The 20,600-nt window shown below is 69.6% G+C and carries 12 protein-coding genes and 1 pseudogene; 5 read left to right on the top strand and 8 right to left on the bottom strand.

Going from position 1 to position 20,600, the window contains the following annotated elements; all coding sequences use genetic code 11:
* Positions 1 to 60 precede the first annotated feature (60 nt).
* On the top strand, positions 61 to 1,452 hold the full coding sequence (gene fumC, locus BW730_RS12370) for a class II fumarate hydratase (RefSeq protein ID WP_077686510.1): 1,392 nt from the start codon (positions 61 to 63) through the stop codon (positions 1,450 to 1,452).
* A 13-nt stretch (positions 1,453 to 1,465) separates the two neighbouring features.
* On the opposite strand, the gene BW730_RS18620 is transcribed toward fumC, so the two are convergent.
* Positions 1,466 to 2,050: a TetR/AcrR family transcriptional regulator gene (locus tag BW730_RS18620; RefSeq protein WP_077686509.1), complete on the bottom strand. Its 585-nt coding sequence runs from the start codon at positions 2,048 to 2,050 to the stop codon at positions 1,466 to 1,468.
* A gap of 75 nt (positions 2,051 to 2,125) precedes the next feature.
* On the opposite strand from BW730_RS18620, the gene BW730_RS19410 reads away from it, so the two are divergent.
* Together BW730_RS19410 and BW730_RS12360 are read left to right on the top strand one after the other, a co-directional pair.
* Positions 2,126 to 3,133 carry a BadF/BadG/BcrA/BcrD ATPase family protein gene (locus BW730_RS19410; protein WP_226996772.1) on the top strand — a complete coding sequence of 336 codons (1,008 nt, stop codon included), beginning with the start codon at positions 2,126 to 2,128 and terminating at the stop codon, positions 3,131 to 3,133.
* Complete coding sequence (locus BW730_RS12360) at positions 3,097 to 6,471, top strand: acyl-CoA dehydratase activase-related protein (RefSeq protein ID WP_226997226.1); 3,375 nt, start codon at positions 3,097 to 3,099, stop codon at positions 6,469 to 6,471. Before BW730_RS19410 ends, BW730_RS12360 begins: the two co-directional genes overlap by 37 nt.
* 16 nt (positions 6,472 to 6,487) lie before the next feature.
* On the opposite strand, the gene BW730_RS12355 is transcribed toward BW730_RS12360, so the two are convergent.
* From BW730_RS12355 to BW730_RS12345, 4 genes are all read right to left on the bottom strand, one after another.
* Entirely contained in the window at positions 6,488 to 8,347 is a 1,860-nt protein-coding gene (locus BW730_RS12355) for a glycoside hydrolase family 127 protein (RefSeq protein WP_077686508.1), read from the bottom strand.
* Between the two features lie 45 nt (positions 8,348 to 8,392).
* Positions 8,393 to 9,211 (bottom strand): carbohydrate ABC transporter permease, encoded by an 819-nt coding sequence (locus tag BW730_RS18195; RefSeq protein ID WP_145952848.1) that lies wholly within the window; start codon positions 9,209 to 9,211, stop codon positions 8,393 to 8,395.
* Positions 9,208 to 10,143 (bottom strand): carbohydrate ABC transporter permease, encoded by a 936-nt coding sequence (locus BW730_RS18190; protein ID WP_162494720.1) that lies wholly within the window; start codon positions 10,141 to 10,143, stop codon positions 9,208 to 9,210. The genes BW730_RS18195 and BW730_RS18190 overlap by 4 nt, the downstream gene beginning before the upstream one ends.
* Before the next feature lie 61 nt (positions 10,144 to 10,204).
* On the bottom strand, positions 10,205 to 11,506 hold the full coding sequence (locus BW730_RS12345; protein WP_077686507.1) for an ABC transporter substrate-binding protein: 1,302 nt from the start codon (positions 11,504 to 11,506) through the stop codon (positions 10,205 to 10,207).
* Between the two features lie 221 nt (positions 11,507 to 11,727).
* On the opposite strand from BW730_RS12345, the gene BW730_RS12340 reads away from it, so the two are divergent.
* Positions 11,728 to 12,738: a LacI family DNA-binding transcriptional regulator gene (locus tag BW730_RS12340; RefSeq protein WP_077686506.1), complete on the top strand. Its 1,011-nt coding sequence runs from the start codon at positions 11,728 to 11,730 to the stop codon at positions 12,736 to 12,738.
* A 159-nt stretch (positions 12,739 to 12,897) separates the two neighbouring features.
* Here BW730_RS12340 and BW730_RS12335 read toward each other — a convergent pair whose 3' ends face one another.
* Positions 12,898 to 14,187: a glycosyltransferase gene (locus BW730_RS12335; RefSeq protein ID WP_145952846.1), complete on the bottom strand. Its 1,290-nt coding sequence runs from the start codon at positions 14,185 to 14,187 to the stop codon at positions 12,898 to 12,900.
* Between the two features lie 257 nt (positions 14,188 to 14,444).
* On the opposite strand from BW730_RS12335, the gene BW730_RS12330 reads away from it, so the two are divergent.
* Positions 14,445 to 17,357, top strand: a complete 2,913-nt coding sequence (locus BW730_RS12330; RefSeq protein WP_158522654.1) for a polysaccharide lyase family 8 super-sandwich domain-containing protein — start codon at positions 14,445 to 14,447, stop codon at positions 17,355 to 17,357.
* Here BW730_RS12330 and cydC read toward each other — a convergent pair.
* Both cydC and cydD read right to left on the bottom strand, forming a co-directional pair.
* Entirely contained in the window at positions 17,319 to 18,947 is a 1,629-nt protein-coding gene (gene cydC / locus BW730_RS12325; RefSeq protein ID WP_077686503.1) for a thiol reductant ABC exporter subunit CydC, read from the bottom strand. The two genes, BW730_RS12330 and cydC, sit on opposite strands and share 39 nt — an antisense overlap.
* A pseudogene (gene cydD, locus BW730_RS12320) lies at positions 18,944 to 20,549 on the bottom strand (thiol reductant ABC exporter subunit CydD). The gene cydC and the pseudogene cydD overlap by 4 nt, the downstream one beginning before the upstream one ends.
* Positions 20,550 to 20,600 lie beyond the last annotated feature (51 nt).

Below are 20,600 nucleotides of genomic sequence, written 5' to 3'. Positions count from 1 at the left end.
AGAGCAGCGGGCCGGGCCTTTTTCTGCCCGGAGATGTCCGTTCCGGGGTAGCGTCGGCCCATGGGTTACCGCACCGAAAAGGACTCCATGGGCGACGTACAGGTCGCCGACGACCGGTACTGGGGCGCGCAGACCGAGCGCAGCCTCCACAACTTCGACATCGGCCGCGACACGTTCGTGTGGGGCCGCGACATGATCCGCGCCCTCGGGGTGCTGAAGAAGGCCGCGGCGCAGGCCAACGCCGACCTGGGTGAGCTCCCCTCCGACCGCGCCGACCTCATCGTGCGCGCCGCCGACGAGGTGATCGCCGGCGACCTCGACGGGCACTTCCCCCTCGTGGTGTTCCAGACAGGCTCTGGAACCCAGTCGAACATGAACACCAACGAGGTCATCTCGAACCGCGCCATCGAACTGGCGGGCGGTGAGCTCGGATCCAAGACCCCCGTGCACCCCAATGACGACGTCAACCGCGGCCAGTCGTCCAACGACACCTTCCCCACGGCGATGCACATCGCGGTGGTCTCCGAACTGAACGCGCGCCTCTACGCGAGCGTCGCACGGCTGCGGGACGTGCTCGCCGCCAAGGCCGCAGAGTTCGACGACGTCGTGATGGTCGGCCGCACCCACCTGCAGGACGCCACGCCCGTGCGGCTCGGCCAGGTGATCGGCGGTTGGGTCGCACAACTCGACTTCGCGATCGAGGGGGTCAAGGCGGCGGATCAGAGGGCCCGCGACCTCGCCATCGGCGGGACCGCCGTCGGCACCGGGCTCAACGCGAACCCCGGCTTCGGTGCCCTCGCGGCCGTCAAGATCAGCGAGGAGACGGGACTCGAGTTCCGTCAGGCCGACAACCTCTTCGCCGCGCTCAGCGCGCACGACTCACTCGTCGAGGTCAGCGGCGCGCTTCGCGTGCTCGCGGGCGCCCTCATGAAGATCGCCAACGACGTGCGCTGGTACGCGAGCGGCCCCCGCAACGGCATCGGCGAGATCACGATCCCGGAGAACGAGCCGGGGAGCTCGATCATGCCGGGCAAGGTCAACCCGACGCAGTCCGAGGCGATGACAATGGTCGTGGCGCGGGTCTTCGGCAACGACGTCACCGTCGGCTTCTCCGGCAGCCAGGGCAACTTCCAACTCAACGTGTTCAAGCCCGTGATGGCGCACGCCGTGCTCGAGTCGATCCGGCTGATCTCCGACGCGTGCGTGTCGTTCACCGACCACTGCGCCGTGGGCATCGAGCCGAACCGGCCGCGGATCCAGGCCAATCTCGACTCGAACCTGATGCTGGTCACGGCGCTGAATCCGCACATCGGCTACGACATGGCGGCCAAGATCGCCAAGCAGGCGCACCGCGAGGGCACCTCGCTGCGGGACTCGGCGCTCGCCAACGGTGTCGACGGGGCGGACTTCGACGCGTGGGTGATCCCCGGCGACATGACCGGTCCACGCTGAGAAGGGGAGACGCCTAGTCGGTCTTCGCGTGGCCGTGCAGGAAGCGGTCGACGTGGCGCGCGGCGTCGAACGGGGCCTCGCCCAGCGAGGGGACCAGCGCGTAGCCGCCGGTGACGATCGGCATCACGATGGGCCCCAGCAGTGCGGGGATCTGGGTCTCCAGGGGCTCCTCAGCGAGCAGGCCTTCAGCCTGGTAGGTCCGCAGCAGCCCGCCGATCGCCTCGATGACAGCGCGGAGCCCCTCCAGCGCCACCGCCACCTCCTCGTCGAACGGCACCTCCGTCAGCACCGCCCGTGCGACAGGGCCGAAGCCCTCGAGCGCGGCGTGATAGGCCGACGTCAGTCGAACCAGGTCGGCCTCGAGATCGCCGGTGTGCGTGATCGCGTCGGCGGTCAGGGTCGCGAACCGCGCCGAGATCGCCTCGCGTACCAGTTTGGACTTGGAACCGAACTTGCGAAACAGCGTCACCTCGTTGACTCCTGCCCGCTCCGCGATCGCCCTCGTGGTCGTGCCGCGCAGGCCGCATTCGCCGATCAGGTCGAGCGCCGCGTCGAGGAGCGCGTCTGCGGTGGCCTGAGAACGGGCGGAACGGTTCATGCCCCCAGTCTATTGCAAGCATGCACTTGCTTACTACACTCGGTCGTAGTTGCAGTCTCGGATCGGAGATTCCCCATGGCGCCAGCGCTGTCACTCGGCCTGGACATCGGATCGACCACGGTGAAGGCCGTCGTGCTCGCAGGCGAAGACGTCGCCTTCAGCGAGTACCGGCGGCACAACGCCGACGCGAGGGGGGCGCTAGGCCAACTCCTGCTCGAGGTCGCCGACGCCTTCCCCGGCCAGTCGATGACGGCGGCCGTCACCGGGTCGGCCGGCCTCGGCGTCGCCGACCTGATGCGCGTCGACTTCGTCCAGGAGGTGATCGCATCGACGGCGGCCATCGAGGCATTCGTGCCGGACACCGACGTCGTCATCGAACTGGGCGGCGAGGACGCCAAGATCACCTACCTGCGACCGAGCGTCGAGCAGCGCATGAACGGGACCTGCGCGGGCGGGACCGGCGCGTTCATCGACCAGATGGCCACCCTGCTGCATACCGATGCCGCGGGCCTCGACGACCTGGCGGCCCGTCACCAGCACCTCTACCCGATCGCCTCGCGCTGCGGGGTGTTCGCCAAGTCCGACCTGCAGCCGCTGCTCAACCAGGGCGCCGCGCACACCGACCTCGCGGCCTCCGTGTTCCAGGCCGTCGCGACCCAGACCATCGCGGGCCTCGCCTGCGGGCATCCGATCCGAGGCAACGTCGTCTTCCTGGGCGGCCCGCTGCACTTCCTTCCCGAGTTGCGGGCCGCCTACCAGCGTGCGCTCGACGGCCAGGTGCACGGGTTCACGACGCCCGCCGACGCCCACCTCTACGTCGCCATCGGCGCCGCGCTGCTCGCAGCCCGACCATCCAGGGACAAGCGCCCCCGACGCCTAAGAACCCGCGCGACCTGCACGCCCGCCTCCGCCAGACGGTGCTGCTCCCGCTTGCCAGCGCCCGGATGCGGCCCCTGTTCGCAGACGCCGACGAGCGCGGCGACTTCGACGCCCGCCACCATGGCCACCCCGCCCCCACCATCGACCTCGCCGACGCCGACGGCCCGATGTTCCTCGGCATCGACGCCGGGTCGACCACGGTGAAGGCCGTGCTGCTCGACGAGGCCGGGCGCGTCGCCTACTCGCACTACCAGTTGAGCAACGACCCCGTCACGGCGGCGCGGGGCATCCTGCGCGAGGTGCTGGAGGGCATCCCGCTCTCGGCGCACCTGGCACGGGCCTGCGTCACCGGGTACGGCGAGGGGCTCGTCAAGGCGGCGCTGCGGCTCGACGACGGCGAGATCGAGACGATGGCCCACTACCGGGCGGCAGACGCGATCTGCCCCGGAGTCACCGCCGTCATCGACGTCGGCGGGCAGGACATGAAGTACCTGCGCATCCTGGGCGGTGCGGTCGACTCCATCGCCGTCAACGAGGCATGCTCGTCCGGCTGCGGATCCTTCCTGCAGACCTTCGCGGCAGGGATGGGTCTCGACGTGCGCGAGTTCGCCCGGCTGGCGCTGACGTCGTCGGCGCCCGTCGACCTCGGCACCCGCTGCACCGTGTTCATGAACTCCTCTGTGAAGCAGGCGCAGCGGGAGGGCGCCTCCGCCGCGGACATCGCTGCCGGCCTGTCCTATTCCGTGGTGCGCAACGCGCTGTACAAGGTGATCAAACTGCGCGACGCCGGCCAACTGGGCGACAAGGTCGTCGTGCAGGGCGGCACGTTCCTCAACGACGCCGTGCTGCGGGCCTTCGAACTGCAGACCGGCCTCACCGTGATCCGGCCTGAGCTTGCCGGCCACATGGGCGCCTTCGGCGCGGCCCTGACAGCGCGCCGCAACTGGGTCGAGGGGGCCTCGTCGCAGGCCCTCGACCTGAGCGAACTCGGCGCATTCACCGTCGAGACCGAGCTGAAGACCTGCCGGCTGTGCCAGAACCACTGCGGGCTGACGATCTCCACCTTCGGCGACGGGTCGAGGCACGTCTCCGGTAACCGGTGCGAGCGGGGCGCCTCGACCGAGCGCGTCCCCAAGAAGTCCGACCTTCCCAACCTGTACGACTACAAGTACCGACGCCTCTTCGGCTACCGACGGCTCACGCACGAGAAGGCCACCCGCGGGGAGATCGGCATCCCGCGCGTGCTCGGCATGTACGAGAACTTCCCCCTGTGGTTCACCGTCCTCACCACCCTCGGCTTCCGCGTCACCATCTCCGGACGCTCCAGCCACGAGGTCTTCGAGCAGGGCATGGAGTCGATCCCCGCCGAGAACGCCTGCTATCCGGCCAAGCTCGCGCACGGCCACATCGAGGGACTCCTCGAGCGGGGCATCAACACGATCTTCTACCCATGCGTGCCACACGAGACGAGGGAACTGGCCGACTCGGACAACAACTTCAACTGCCCGATCGTCGCGTTCTACCCGCAGGTGCTCGAGCGGAACCTGGCGAGCCTGCGCGAGAAGGGCGTGACCTACCTCGCGCCGATGCTGAACCTCGACGACCCCGACAAGCTCGCCCGCCGACTCGTCGAGGTGTTCTCCGCCTGGGACGTCACGCTGCAGGAGGCCCGCGACGCCGTCAAGGTGGGCTTCGAGGAGGACGCAGCCGTCAAGGCCGACATCCGGGCAGAGGGACGGCGGGCGCTGGACTACCTGCGCGACCGAGGCCTGAAGGGCATCGTCCTCGCCGGACGGCCCTACCACGTCGACCCGGAGATCAACCACGGCATCCCCAGCCTCATCAACGGCCTCGGGATGGGCGTGCTCACCGAGGACGCCGTGATCGACCCCACCGCGCCGAGGCTCGAGCGGCCGCTGCGGGTGCGCGACCAGTGGACCTACCACTCACGGCTCTACGAGTCGGCGGCGGTCGTCGGCGAGGAGCCCGGCCTGCACCTGGTGCAGCTCAACTCCTTCGGCTGCGGCGTCGACGCCATCACGACCGACCAGGTCGCGGAGATCCTGGACGCGTCGAACGAGCTGTACACGCTGCTGAAGATCGACGAGGTGTCCAACCTGGGCGCCGCAACCATCCGGCTCCGCTCGATGCAGGCCGCCGCCGCGGAACGCGCCGGCAACGCCGTCATCAGGACCGCGCCCGAGGCGGCCGAGCGGGCTGTGTTCGACGAGGCGGCGCGCGACGCCCACACCATCTACGCGCCCCAGATGGCGCCGATGCACTTCCGGCTGCTGATGCCGGTGATGCGAAAGCTCGGCTACCGCGTCGAACTGCTCGAGCATGCCTCGGCAGAGGACGTCGAGGTCGGCCTGAAGTACGTCAACAACGACGCCTGTTTCCCGGCGATCATGGTGGTCGGGCAACTGGTCAACAAGATCCGCTCCGGCGAGGCCGACCCGGACCGCTCGACGGTCGGCATCACGCAGACCGGCGGGATGTGCCGCGCCACCAACTACGCGGCGCTGCTGCGCAAGGCGCTCCGGGAGGCGGGCTATCCGCAGGTGCCGGTGCTTGCGATCAGCCTGCAGGGGCTTGAGGACAACCCCGGCTTCAAGCTCAGCCCCGCGATGCTGCACCCGGCCATCCAGGCCCTGGTGCTCGGCGACCTGCTGCAGAGCCTCACGCTGCGCACGCGACCCTACGAACGCGACCCCGGCTCGGCCGACGCCTTGTACCAGCGCTGGGACACCATCTGCCAGGAGTTCCTGCAGCACTCGGGCCACAGCGTCACGCTCGGTCGCCACATCGGGTACCGGGGGCTCGTCGACCAGGCGGTGCGCGAGTTCGACGCCCTCCCACTGGTCGACGGGGAGCGCAAGCCGCGCGTCGGCATCGTCGGCGAGATCCTGGTGAAGTTCCATCCCGACGCCAACAACCACGTGGTCGACGTGATCGAGGACGAGGACTGCGAGGCCGTGCTGCCCGGCATGCTGCCGTTCTTCCTGATGGGGCTGCACTCGGCGCGCTTCAAGGCCGATGCGCTCGGCATCGGGGAGGGCACCGTCGCCTGGAAGCGGCTCGCGGTGTGGATCGTCGAGCAGTACCAGCGGCCGGTCGCCCGGGCGCTGCGACGCTGCGGAGGCAAGTTTGACGCCCCGCCCAGGATGCGCGACCTCGCGGAGAAGGCCGACGGCATCATCTCGCTCGGCACCCTTGCCGGGGAGGGCTGGCTGCTGACCGCCGAGATGGTCGAACTGATCGAGCACGGCGCGCCAAACATCGTGTGCGCCCAGCCCTTCGCGTGCCTGCCCAACCACGTGGTCGGCAAGGGCATGTTCGCCGAACTGCGGCGGCGCTACCCGGAGGCCAACATCGTCGCCGTCGACTACGACCCGGGCGCCTCGGAGACCAACCAACTCAACCGCATCAAGCTGATGGTCGCCACCGCGCACAAGAGGCACGGCGACCAGGGCCGCGGCGGCACCGTCCAGGAACTCGAGTTGACGGCGGTCGAGGCCGACCTCAACGAGGAGGTCGGCTGAGGGCGCGACCCAGCCGTCAGTCGGCGACCGGGAGCCAGACCCGCATCGTCACGGGGCCGCGGTTGCCCCACGAGTGGTAGGGCACCAGGGGGATCGCGAGGTCGCCGCGCGGTGCCTCGTGCGGCGAGCCGTACGCCCATCCCGAGTCGCCACGGTCGAGCCTGCGGCCCTGGATCACCGCGCCCCGCCCGTCGGCGGCCACGCCGCGCTCGGGGTAGACCTCCAGGTCGTTGACCGACATCCCCTCGGGCAGGTCGACCGACTCGACGCACAGCACCAGCGGCCCGCGCTCGACGGCGACCGTGCCGCGGACCGCGTCGATCCTGGCGTCGGGCCGGGTGATGCGCGGTCCGACGGGCAGGTTCACCACGACGACGTCGCCCTCGGCGACCCCTTCGACGCGGAAGGCGCCAGGCGAGGCGGCCGAGCCGTCGACCGCTGCGCCCTCGGCCCACGCCGGGATCCGCAGGTCGAGCGCGAACGGGGCCGGGGCCTGCTCGACGTGCACCTTCACCTCGCCGTCGTAGGGGTATCCGGTCTCGACGCGCAGCCGCACGTCACCGACGGTGAGGGTGGCGGGGGCGTAGAGCACGAGCGCGACGCCGTCATCGGTGCCGGCGGCCAGGTAGCCGCCGAGGCTGGCGAGGGTGCGCGACACGTTGGTCGGGCAGCACGACACCTCGAACCATGGTGCCCGCAGCGACGAGTTGGCGCGCGGCACCTGCTCGTCGGCGGGGGCTGCCGCCGCCGGGGTGCGGCGGTGCAGCAGGTTCGCGTAGAAGAACGCCTGACCGTCCTCGGCCGGGGAGGCGGCCACGATGTTGTACAGCGTGCGCTCGATCACGTCGCCGTAGCTGAGGTCGCCGGTGGCGAGCAGCAGTCGCCAGGCGACCATGATCGAGCCGACCCCCGCGCAGGTCTCGCAGTAGGAGCGGTCGGGCGGCAGTTCGAAGTCCTCCCCGAAGGCCTCATCCTGGTGGTGCGACCCCATCCCGCCGGTCAGGTAGGTGCGTCGGGCCAGCGCCGCGTCGTACTGGCGTCGCGCGACGTCCAGCAGTTCCGCGTCGCCCTGCTCGACGGCGATGTCGACGGCGGCCGCCGTCAGGTACAGCGCCCGGACGGCGTGGCCGCGCAGCACCGTCGAGGACCGATACGGCTCGTCGTCCTGGTAGTAGGAGCGGCCCCACTCGATGTCGGGGAGCAGGCCGTGGCCGCGCCGGTCGACGAAGAGCCTGGCCTGCTCGACGTAGCGGGCGTCGCCGGTGGCGCGGGACAGTTCGGCGAGCGCCACCTCGATCTCCGGGTGCCCGCACACCGCCTCGCGGGCGCCGTCGCCGAACTCGCGCAGCACGTGGTCGGCGGCGCGCAGACCCACCCGCACGATCGCGCTGTCGGGGTGTCCGGTGCGGATCCGTGCGACGGCCGCCTGGATGAGGTGGCCGAAGCAGTACAGTTCGTGCCCCCACTCGAAGTCGCTGTACCTGGTGTCCTGACCCGGGTTGTCGAACTTGGTGCTGACGTAGCCGTCCTCCCGCTGCACCGCCTCGACCATCGCGCCCAGCCGCTCGATCTCCGCCTCGAGGCCCGGGTCGCCGGTGCGCCCAGCCTCCCAGGACATCGCCTCGATGAGCTTGTAGACGTCGGAGTCGGAGAACTCCCGCCCGTGCCGGTGCTCGGCGATGGTTCCGTCCAGCGCGTAGCCGAAGTTGGGGATCCAGCCGACCCGCGTCTCCCACTTCAACGCGTGCGGGATGATCGCCTCCGCGTTGAGCCGCTGCCTGTCGGCCCAGAAGCCGCCGTCGATGGTGACGGCATCGATCCCCAACGGTCGAAGGGGCCCTGCGGAGGGCGCGACGGGGACGGGTGAGGTGTTCATGGGGTGTCGCTCCTAGTGTGGTGGTTCGGAGGTGGCCGTACCGGCTCAGCCCTTGACGGCGCCGGAGGTGAAGCCCTTGACGTAGTACTTCTGCAGTGCGAGGAACAAGATCAGCGCGGGCAGCGTCAGGATGACCACGCCTGCGGTGGTGATGCCGTAGTCGATGACCCCCATGGCCTGCTGACGCATGTTGACGAGCGCCAGGGGGAGCGGGGCGTTGTCCATCGACAGCAGGTAGAGCGAGACCATGAAGTCATTCCAGGCCGCCAGGTAGGCGAACAGGCCGACGGTGATCAGCGCGGGTGTGACGGTCGGCAGCATCACGGCGAAGAAGGCCCTGAGTGGCGAGCAGCCGTCGATCTGGGCGGCCTCCTCCAACTCGCGGGGGATCGCGGCGAACGAGTTGCGCATCATGAACACGCCGAATGGGAGTTGGAACAGCGTCAGCACCAGGCCGACGCCCGGCAGCGAGTTCTGCATGCCGATCCTCTGCATCCAGACGATCAGCGGGATCAGCAGCGCGGCGACCGGCACCATCATGACGGAGAGCACCAGCACGAACAGCACGTTCTTGCCGCGGAACCTGAACCGGGCGAACGCGTAGCCCCCGGTGGCGGCGCACAGCACCGTCACCACGATGGCGACCACCGAGATGATCAGCGAGTTGAGCAGGTAGGCGGGAAGCCCCCGACCGTACTCGAAGAGTGCGACGTAGTTCCCGAGGCCGAAGCCGCTGGTCTGCGACGTGCCGGGGGCGGGGGACACCGAGCTGATCACCGCCCACACAAGGGGCGCGAGGAAGGTGATTGCGATGCAGGTCGTCAGGATGTAGTAGGCGGCCTTCGGCGCGGCGTTGGACCTCACTTGTCCTCCTTGTCCGTGACGCCCATGGCGCGCAGTTGGACGGCGTTGACCACGATGAGCGCGACCAGCACGAGCACCGAGAGCGCGGCGGCCATCCCGAGGTCGCGCTTCGTCTCGAACGCGTAGCGGTAGATGAGTTGGACGACCGTCATGGTCGAGTTGTTGGGGCCGCCCTTGGTGAGCACGTAGAACTGGTCGAAGGCGAGCAGCGAGCCGGTGATCGACATGATCATCGTCATGGCGATGGTTGGCTTCAGCAGTGGAAGCGTCACCTGGGTGAACGTGCGCCACCTGCTCGCCCCGTCGATCCGCGCCGCCTCGTACACGTCGGTCGGGATGGCCTGCAGCCCCACCATGGTGAGGAGCATGTAGAAGCCGGAGAAGCGCCACACCACCAGGAACACCGTCGCCCACAGCGCCCCGTTCGGAGTGCCGAGCAGCGAACTGTTCTGGTCCATCAGCCCCAGCCCGGCGAGCGCCTTGTTGATGGGGCCGACCTGCGGCGAGTACAGCGCGTAGAACAGCACCGACGCGGACGCGATGCCGAGCGCCGACGGCACCAGGATCGCGGTGCGAAGAACGTTGTTCCAGCGCCGCGCCTCCTGCACGAGCAGCGCGAGCCCGAGCGCGATCGGCATCAGGATGACGGTCGTGAGGACGGTGTACTTCAGCGTGAACCAGATCGAGTCCAGAAGCATCGGGTCGGCGAAGACCTTCTCGAAGTTGGTGGTCCCGTTCAGGCCCTGGTTGCCGCCGAGGAGCGTCCACTTCGACCCGGACATGATCACCACGAGCACGATCGGTGCCAGGAACAGCAGCACCAGGACAAGTGTCACGGGGGTCGCGAAGGCCCATCCGGTGGCCGCCTCGCGTGCCGCGTGGGTCCGCCGCCTCGGTGCCTTTGTGGGCGTCGTCATCGTCGTTGACGTCATATGTTGCCTCTCTTGCGTCGCGAGGTCGGCGAGGCGTTGCGCCCCGCCGACCCGATGCGGCTCAGCCGCCGAGCGTCGCGGTGATCTGCTCGTTGAGCGAGTCGACCTGCGACCCGTCGCCCCAGACGGCGTCCTGGATCAGGAGCTGCCAGTTGGAGCCAGCGGCGTTGAACGCCTCGTTGAAGTTGACCGCGACCGGTGCGCGACCGTCCTTGATGGTGGCGTTGGCGATCTTGGTGCGCTCGTCGGCGTCTGCGTAGCCGTTCTCGAGCACGCTGAGGCTGGAGGCGGTGTCGTTGTTGTCGGCGAAGACCTTCTGCTGGGCCTCGTCAGACATCAGCCACGACATGAAGTTCCACGCCTGCGCCACCTTCTTGGAGCTCTTGGAGATGCCGAGCGCATCGCCGCCCAGGAAGGTCGACTGGTTGCCTTCGACGCCGGGGATGCCCGCGACGCCGATCTCGAAATCGACCGTGTCGAACAGGCCGGTCACCGCGGTGTACGGGTACTGCATGACGCCGACCTTGCCCTCCTGGAAGGGTGCCGTCCACGTTGCGCCGGTCTCCTCCTTGGAGCCCGCCCCCAAGCCGTTGGTGGTCTTGGCGAGGTCGTTGTAGGCCGCGTAGATCTTCTTGGCGTTGTCCGAGGCGACGTTTGCCTTGGTGCCGTCCTCGTTGAGGACCTCCTCACCGCTGGCCCACATCATCGGGAAGAGCGTGAACACGAGCGCGCCTCCGGACTGGCCCGCGAGGTAGCTGCCCGCGACGCCGGACTTGTTCAGCCCCGCCACGGCCTTTGCCTGCGACAGGAACTCGTCGACGGTCGCCGGGCCCTTCTCGGGATCGAGGCCCGCCTCCTTGTAGAGGTCCTTGTTCCAGACCATCACCGAGATGTCGGTCACGAATGGAAGGGTGTGCTTCTTGCCGTCGAGGGTGCCTGCGTCGATGTGGCCTTTCTGCAGGTTGGCGGTGTCGAGCCCGTCGATCTGGGCGGTGACGTCGGCGAAGACGCCCTGCTGCACCCAGTAGGGGATCCGCACCACGTCGCCGGCGAGGATGTCGGGAAGCGTGTCGGTCTGGATCGCGCCGCCGACCTTGCCCTCGACGTCGTCGTTGGGGAGGATCTCCAGCTTGACCTGGTTCTTGTGTGTCGAGTTGTAGGCCTCGACGGCGTTCTTTGCCTGGCGCTCCAGTGGGGCGCGGGTCCACATCGTCAGTTCGGTGCCGTCGTCGAGCCCGTCGGCCGGGATGGACGCCGCCGGTGAGCCCCCGTTGTTGCCTGGCGTGTCGCCGCCTCCGCAGGCGGCAAGCCCGAGGCTGAGGCTCATGGCCGCGACCGCGGCCACGATCGAACGAGTCTTCATGGTGGTCCTCTCATCGTTGAGGGTGTCGTTGATGCTGCGGGTAAGGCGGGGTCTTACCCGTCTCACGAAACCTTCCGAAAAGGTTTGCGACAATCCTGACACGAGCCGACTCGTAACGTCAATAGGCCTCGTCATTTAGCCTTTTCAGCCGTAACCTGTAGGGTCGCTGCGATAGGCTGCGCGCAGCGTGGTGGACGCCATTTGCAGGACGGGATGGGGAGATGTCGAAAACGGATTCGAAGACGCCGACCCTCATCGACGTCGCCAAGCTTGCGCAGGTCTCCGTGTCGACGGCGTCGAAGGCGCTGAACGGCCGCAGCGACGTGAGTGAGGCGACCCGCTCGCGGGTGGTGGCGGCGGCGGACCAACTCAGCTTCGTCCCGAACACGCTCGCGAAGTCGCTCCTGACGGGCCGCACCGGCACCGTCGGCCTGATCACCCACGACCTCGAGGGCCGGTTCTCCATCCCGCTGCTGATGGGCGCGGAGGACGCGTTCGGGCTGAACAAGGTCTCGGTGCTGCTGTGCGACGCGCGCGGAGACGCGATCCGGGAGCGCTACCACCTCGGCGTCCTGATGGAGCGCCGGGTCGACGGGCTCATCATCGTCGGCGCGCGGCCCGACACCAGGCCATCCCTCGGCGACATCCAGGTGCCCGTCGTCTACGCCTATGCGCCGTCCGACGATCCCGACGACTGCTCGATCGTCTCCGACAACGTCGGCGCCGGGCGGATCGGCGTCGAACACCTGCTCGCCTCCGGGCGGCGCAGCATCGCCATCCTGGGCGGCGACGTCACCTACGGCGCCTCCGAGGAGCGCTCCCGCGGCGCGATCGCCCGGCTCGCAGAGGAGGGGCTGAGCCCGGTCGGAGGGGCCGCGCTGTTCGGAACCTGGTCGGAGGACTGGGGACGCGCCGCCATGCGCACCGTGCTGACGCAGCACCCGCAGGTCGACGGGGTGCTGTGCGGCAACGATCAGATCGCCCGCGGCGCGCTCGACTCGCTGCGCGACGAGGGGCGGTCGGTGCCCCGTGACGTCGCGGTGGTCGGCCACGACAACTGGGCGATCCTCGCCACCGGCGCCCGCCCCGCCCTGACCAGCATCGACATGAACCTCGAGGACATCGGCCGTCGCGCCGCCCATCGCCTCGCCGAGGCGATGGAGGGTCGCCCCTCGCATGGCGTCGAGTACCTGCCGCCCCGCCTGGTCGTCAGGAACTCCTCGCTCGCCTGAGGCTGGCGCCCGGGTAGGGCGTTGAGCAGTAATCCGAGCTCGTCTGGTTCCGCGTCAACTATTCGCGGCGTGTCGCGCCACGAGGCACGGATGCTGCTCAAGCCGACGGTGCGAGCGGGCACACCAGCCCATCAGCACCCAGACGCAGGTGGTACGCGGTCAGTCGCGAGCGGAGGCGAGGGCTCCGACCCCGGCGAGTTCCGCGTAGATGTCGAGCATCGCCCTGGCCTGCGAGGCGATCGTCCACTGCGACGCCAGTTCGACCGAGCGGGCAGACGCGCTCTCCCGCCACGCCGTGTCGTCCAGTCGGTCGAGCGTGCGCAGCAGGCCGGCGGCCAGCGATGCTGCGGTCGGGCGGGTGATCTCCCCGTTGACGCCCGGCTCAATCACCAACTGCAGTTCGTGGTCGACGGAGACGATCGGCAGCCCCGCGAGTGCCGCCTCGTGCAGCACGAGCGCCTGGGTGTCGGTCAGGCTGGGGAACGCGAACACGTCGGCCATGCCGTAGTAGGCGCCGAGCGCGTCGCGCTTCTGCTCGCCCGGCAGGATGATGCGTCCCGCGTCGCGACCTGCTGAGAGCACCTTCTTGATGTGGGAGTAACGCTCCCAGTCGCCGACCACGCACAGCCGCGCGTCGGGTCGCTGCGCGTGGACCAGCGCGAACGCGTCGGCGAGCAGCGGGATGCCCTTCTCCGGCGCGATCCTGCCCGCGTAGAGCACCAACGGGCCGTCGGGATGCGGGAACGGCGGAGGGCCTGGGGGCAGCGGGTCGACGCCGTTGGGCACGACGCGGATGTTCGCGTTGGTGCTGATCAGGCGACACCTGGTCGCCGTCTTCGGTGACGGGGTCGTGACGACGTCGGCGGTCTCGAGCATCTTCTGGCACAGCCCGAGCAGCAGCGCGGTCGACCTGCCGCGGTCCTCGTAGCGGACCTCCGCGAGGCGGAGATCCTCCGAGTCGACGACCTCGCCCTTTGTCAGCCGGGCGAAGGCCCGCACGACGCCCGTGAGCAGCGGGAGCACCGCGGAGTAGTGATCGGCGTATGCGTCGAAGTCGGTGTGCCAGGTGAGCAGCATCGGGATGTCGAGACGGCGGGCGGCCCAGGTGCCGAGCGCGCCGACCGTTCCGAAGCCGTGCACGTGGATGACGTCGGGGCGCAGTTCGGCGATCTGGTCGATGGTCCGATCGAAGTGGCGACCGCTCGCGACTCGCGTCGGCATCTTCGGAACCTTCACCGACGGCAGCCGGATCTCCCTGCGACCCTCGCGGCCGTGGTGCGGGTTGGGGCCCTTCGCGGCCGGGGCCACGACGATGACCTCGTCGCCCGCGTCGAGCAGGTTCCCCTCGAGCTGCTGGACGGCGAACATCAGGCCGTTGCTGCCTGGACCGTAGTTGTCGGTGAACTGCGCCACACGAAGTGGTCGCGCTGCGCCGGCTTCTTGGATCACCCCGACACTCTATCCGCTCGCGTCTCACCGTCGATGCCGACATCCCAACCACCTAGCCCACAAGGGGGAATGTCCCGCGTGTCCATGTTTGAGTTTGTGCGTTTGCTGCCGTGAAGGGGTGTCGACTCCAGTCGGGAGACCTTACTGTCTGCGTGGCACCCGTTGTGTCGAGCGAGGCGTTCCCGTGGGGGCGTGCGCGCTCATGTTCGCAGATGTGTCTGTCGAACATGCATTCCCATGGGTTCAAAGGAGTAGACATGGGCACCTTTTCTCTCAAGAGGCGAACTTTCCTCGCAGGGTCGGCGACCATCGCCGCCGCGACCGTTTGCACCTCGTTGCCCGCCGCGGCCGAGGACGAGTACGCGGAACTGATCCGCAGGCGTCGGGACTTCCTGACCGGCGGCGAGGTAGCCGCCAGCCACGCGGGACTTGCCGAGAAGCGTGCGACGCTCGACGCGGCTGCGGACGACCTGATCGCCACCTTCACGCGCACTGCGGGCCGGAAGCACCTCTGGTCGAACCTGCCGCTCAATGCGGTCTCGACAACAGCCGAGGTGGGAAATCTCGGTGTCACGGCGAACCAGGTCACCGCGCTGGCCGTCGCCTGGGCCGCACCGGCGTCCAAGCACCATGGCAGCGCCTCGCTGCTCACCGATCTCATCGGGGCCCTCGGGTTCATCGCATCGGTGTACCGGGCAGGCAGGAACAGGCCGGGCAACTGGTGGTTCTGGGAGGTCGGGCTGCCCCGTCAACTGGGCGACACCCTGGTGCTGCTCGGCGATCAGGTGGCTGCCGACCTTGTGACGAGCCTGGTGAACGCCATCCGGTTCTTCGCGCCGGATCCCAACATCCGAACCACCATCCCGACCTTGAAGGAGACGGGAGCCAACCGCGCAGACAAGGCGCTGGCGTGTATCGAACGAGGGCTGCTCGCCAAGTCCCCGGCCGACATCCTGCTCGGCCGCGACGCACTGTCCGACACCAAGGGGGCGGGCAAGGACAGCCTCTTCGCCCGGGTCACCTCCGGGGACGGCTTCTACTCGGACGGCTCGTTCATCCAGCACGCCAAGCTCCCATACGTCGGCACCTACGGCGCCGTCGCGGTGGCGGCCGTCGGTGAGGCCCTCGCGATGCTCGGCGGGAGCACGTGGGCCGTCACGGACCCCCAGTTGGGCAACCTGCACGAGGCCGTGATGAAGTCCTTCGCCCCCTTCCAGTGGGACGGACGAACCATGGACACGGTGCGCGGCCGGGCCGTCTCCCGCGAACGTGAGCGCGACTACAACTCAGGCTTCGCGATCGCCCACGCGGTGCTGGTCCTTGGCGCGTCGGCACCGCAGGCCCAGGCCGCCCAGTGGCGCAGCGTCGTCAAGGGTTGGCTGACCCGGATGACCGATCAGAGCGCCGCGACCAACTCCCAGAAGCTCGCGGCGTCCGCCCGGCTCCTCGAGGTGCTCGTCGACGACGCCACGGAGGCGGCGGCGCCCTTGGTCGCAACCGTGAGCACGGTGGCCCAGGAACGGATGGTGCATCATCGGCCCGACTGGGCCGTCGCGGTGAACACCTCATCCACGCGCATCGGCCGCTACGAATGGGGCAACAAGGAGAACAACCTCGGCTGGTACCAGGGCGACGGGATGATGTTCCTGTACCACCGGCGCGACTCCGCGCAGTTCTCCGACGACTTCTGGCCGACCGTCGATCCGTACGCGCTGCCGGGCATCACGGCCAACTCCGCCGTCCGTGCCTCGGGGCTTGCCGACGGCACCGGCATCCCCGGCGCGCCCAACACCTACGCCGGTGGCGTGACGGCGGGCGGCAGCGTCGGCACGACCGCGATGGATCTGGTCAACGCGACAGGCACCCTCACCGCCAAGAAGTCCTGGTTCTATCTGGAGGACCGGGTCGTCTGCGTCGGCTCGGAGATCACGGACACCTCCGGCACGCTGACCCGCACCGTCCTCGAGAACCGCGGATACGCCAAGGGAAGCCTGCCGAAGGTGACGCTCAACGGCGTCGAAGCTCCGGCGGCCCCGGTGGCGCAGCAGGCGACGTGGGCGCTGATCGACGGCCACGCCGGCTACGTCTCGCTCGGGATCGCGGCCGGCGCACCGCAGCCCTTCAGCATCGCCTCCGAGGAACGAACCGGCACCTGGCAGGCGATCAACAGCGGCGCCGACACGGGCGGCAGCACCACGCCACTCGCCCGGGACTACGTCCGTGTCGAGTACCTCCACCACAACGCGGGAGACAGTTACGCCTACGAGATCCTTCCGCTGGCCTCGGCGGAGCGGACCTCGTCCGAGGCAGAGTCGAACGGCGTTCTCGTCTCGAGGGCCGACTCCGCGCACGTCGTCGAGACGGCGGACGGGAACACGAGGCTCGCGCACTACTTCGCCGCTGGCGACTACGACGGGTGGAGCGTCGACGCCCCGGCGGCTATCGCCCTGCGTCGGACCCAGGCGGTAACCAGGCGGGCCGCGGGCGCCCAGGTCATCGAACTCGTCGTCTCGAACCCGACCAAGAACGCCGCGAACCTGCAGGTCGCCACCCCGCTGGATGCCACGGGGCGGATCATCGAGCAGGACCCGACGATCACCGTCGTGAGCGAGTCGCCCCTGACCATCCGGTGCGCGACCGCGGCCACGCCGGGCGCCGAACACCGGATCACGTTCGCCAGTGCGCCGACGGCCGAGCCGGTCATCGTCCGCTATCTCGACACCGAGGGCGTCGTACTGGCGCCGGGCTATTCGATCGTCGGCGCGCTGGGGGACCCCTACTCGGCCACCCAGGTCGACATCGAGGGCCACGTGCTCACAGAGGTTCCCGCGAATGCGTCCGGAGTGATCGGCGACGCGGTCGTGAACGTCGACTTCGTGTTCCGCAAGGTCGAGGACCCCCAGCCGTCTGAGTCGCCGTCGCCTGAACCGACCACGTCCCCATCACCGGATCCGACGACCTCCCCGTCGCCCTCGGCGTCGCCCACGGCGACCCCCACCCCGACCACGACCCCGCGTCCGACGGCCGGGCCGACGCCGACCGCTGCGCCGAGCGCCTCGCCCAGTCCCACCTCGCGGCCAACGGTCAGGCCGACGTCCACCACGCCGACGAGGACCCCTGGTCGTCCGGACTCAGGTGGTCGCCCCGGGCTCCCCAGCACGGGACGATGACGTCGAGGGGCCCCTCCTGAGGTCGGGCCCCTCCACCGTCACCACCCGGTCGCAGGCGGCCATCACCTCGGGGTCGTGCGTGATCACGAGCACCGGGTCACCGTCGAACGCGGCCCAGACATCGGCCATCAGCGCGTCGGCCGTCTCGCGGTCGAGGTGCTCGGTCGGCTCGTCCAGGATGATGAGTTGACGCTCGCCCACCAGCAGGCGCGACACCGCGAGGCGGCGCCTCTCACCGCCCGAGAGCGTCGTGCCCTCCTCGCCGATCAGCCGTTGCGGAGCGAGGTCCAGGCCGGCCTCGCGCAGCGCGTTGACGATGTCCTCGTCGGTGGCGTCCCGGTCGCCGATCCTCACGTTCTCGGCGACCGTCGTGGCGAAGATGTGGGCGTCCTGTTCCAGGTATCCGACGCGGCCGCCGCGGCTGATCCGGCCGCCCATGGCGGGGATGAGCCCGAGCGCCGTCGCCGCGATGGTGGTCTTCCCGATCCCGGACGGCCCGACCAACGCCACCCGCTCACCTGGCGCCACCGTCAGGTCCACGCCCGCCAGGACGGGACCCGAGCCGGGCCAGCCGACCGTCGCGTCGTCGAACCGCAGCCCCGGAGTCGGCGCGTCGCCGTCGGTGACGTCGCCGGTCCCGACCGGCGTCGCGTCGATCACCTCCGTCAGGCGGTCGAGGGCGGAGCGGGCCCGCGTGTAGGTCTGCGCGGCCTGCGCGAAGGTGCCGAGCACCTCGTGCATCGCCAACGGGGTCAGCGCTAGCACCGCGAGGAAGCGTGGGTCGAGGTCGCCCGCCGCGACCGCGGAGGTGCCGAAGTACATTGCCAACGCGACCGCGACCCCCGAGGCGACCAACTGACCGCCGGTGGCGATGCCGCGCACCCACGCGCCGCGCGCCTCCTGCGCCCGCAGTTCGTCGTCGATCGCCAGCAACCGGTCAAGTTCCGCGCCGTCCGCCCCATACGCGACCAGATCGGTCGACGTCAGCGCCAACTCGCGGACGCCGTCGCCCAGCCTCCCGCGCGTCGGGACCGCTGCCACGTCGGCGGCCAGGCTCATCCGCTGCGTCCACCACGGAAGGACGACGCCCGCGAGCGCTGCCGTCGCGAACAGCGCCAGCGCCGATGGCAGGTTGAACACGGCGAGCATCACGGTGGTGCCGAGGACCACGACAGACGCCGACACGAAGGGGATCACCACTCGCACGACCAGGTCCTGCACCGCGTTGACGTCGGCGACGACCCGGGTCAGCAGGTCGCCTCGGCGCCTGCCGATCAGCGTGGTGCCCGCGAGTTTGTCGAAGACCCTGACCCGCAGCGCGCCCTGCATCCGGAGCGCCACCTCGTGGCCGAAGATGCGCTCCGCGTAGCGGAACACGCCCCGCGAGATGCCGAAGGCGCGCACCCCGACGGCGGCGGGCTGTAGGTAGAGCACCGGGGGAGCCATCGCCGCGAAGGAGATCAGCCACGCGGACACGCCCATCAGCGCCACCGAGGACGCCGAAGCCAGCGAGGCCATCGCGATGGCGAGGATCAGCCGGCCGCGGCCCTTCGGGATCGCGGCGAGCAGTTCGCCGAGCAGGCGCCTCATGCCGCCACCTCCACGATCCGGTCGGCGGCCTCGAGCACCGCAGGTCGGTGCGACACGATCAGCGCACCCGCCCCCGTCGCGCGGACGGCGCGGATCACCTCCGCCTCGGTGTCGGCGTCCAGACCCGCGGTCGGCTCGTCGAGGATCAGGAACCTGGCCCCGCCCTCTCGGATCCGCAGCAGCGCGCGGGCCAGCGCGACCCTGCGCCGCTCGCCGACCGAGAGACCCTCGCCGTCGTCGCCGACCGGCTTGTCCGGCCCGAAGTCTGCGCCCGCGTCCCGCAGCGCCCGGGCCACCAGGTCGGCGCCCGCACCGGGATGCCCGAGCGCGACGTTGTCGCCGACCGTCCCGTTGATGAGGCCAGGCTCCTGCGCCACCCAGGCGACCCTTCGTCGCCACGACGCCAGGTCGGTCTCGGTCAGCGGTTGCCCGCCGACGGTGACGCCGCCGCTCTCAGGGGTCAGGAAGCCCATCGCCATCGCGAGCGCCGTCGACTTGCCGCCTCCAGATGCGCCGCTCAGGGCCACCACCTCGCCGGGCGTCACCTCGAGGCTGAGCCGCTCGACGGCGGCCGCCTCCGAACCGGGGTAGCGGTAGCCGACCGACTCGAGCCGCAGAGGCCCATCGGGCGCGGGCAGCGTGCCGCCCGCCTCGGGGGCGGCGTCGATGATCTCGAAGGCGGCGTCGGCCGCGGCGACACCGTCTGCCGAGTCGTGGAAGTGGACGCCGACCTGGCGCACCGGCAGGAACGCCTCGGGGGCGAGGATCAGCACGAAGAGGGCGGTGCCGAAGGTCACATCACCGTAGACAAGGCGGAAGCCGACGGTGACCGCCACGATCGCGACCGACAGCGTGGCGAGCAGTTCCAACGCGAAGGACGACAGGAACGACACGTAGAGCGTCTTCATGGTCGCCTCGCGGTAGCGTTCCTCGCTGAGTTCGACGCCCTTGCGCTGCGCCCGGGCCCGCGCGAAGGCCTGCAGCGTCGGCAGGCCTGCGATCAGGTCCGCGAAGTGATTGGCGAGCCGGTCGGCGACCGCGAAGCTGTGCCTGGTCGCCTTCTCGGTGGTCCAGCCGATCAGCGCCATGAACACCGGGATCAGCGGAAGCGTGAACGCGATGATGATGGCCGACTGCCAGTCGGCGATCAGGATGGCACCGCCGACCAGGAAAGGGACGGTCGCCGCCAGGCCGAGTTGGGGAGGTACTTGGAGAAGTAGCCGTCCAGCGAGTCGAGGCCCTGCGTGACGGTGCGCACCAGCGAAGCAGACGACGCCCCACCGACGGGGTCGCCAGCCGGGCGCGGAGCACGTCGCGGCGCAGGTCCGACTTCACGGAGGCGGCGCTGCGGTGCGCAAGCAGCGACGACAGCCAGGCCAGCACCCCTCGACCCGCGAACACGGCCAGCAGGGCGATCAGCGCGACCTGCCAGCCGGGCGGGAAGGTCCTCGTCTCGAACGCCATGGTGATCCAGTCGGCGAGCAGCCGAGCCTGGACGATCAGCAGCGCTGCGGTGGCGACGCCGACGACGACGCTCGCGACCAGGAACACCCTGGTCGCCTTGGCGCGCTTCAGCAGCCTGGGGTGGATGGGTCCGGCCATGACTATCAGTTTCTCATTCGCGTTCAAGCGCGAGGCCCGCCTCCGCGGGGA

The organism is Tessaracoccus aquimaris (assembly GCF_001997345.1).
Taxonomy (GTDB): Bacteria; Actinomycetota; Actinomycetes; order Propionibacteriales; family Propionibacteriaceae; genus Arachnia; species Arachnia aquimaris.
The sequence above is the reverse complement of the archived record's forward strand: the minus strand, read 5'-3'. Positions and strand labels throughout refer to the sequence as shown.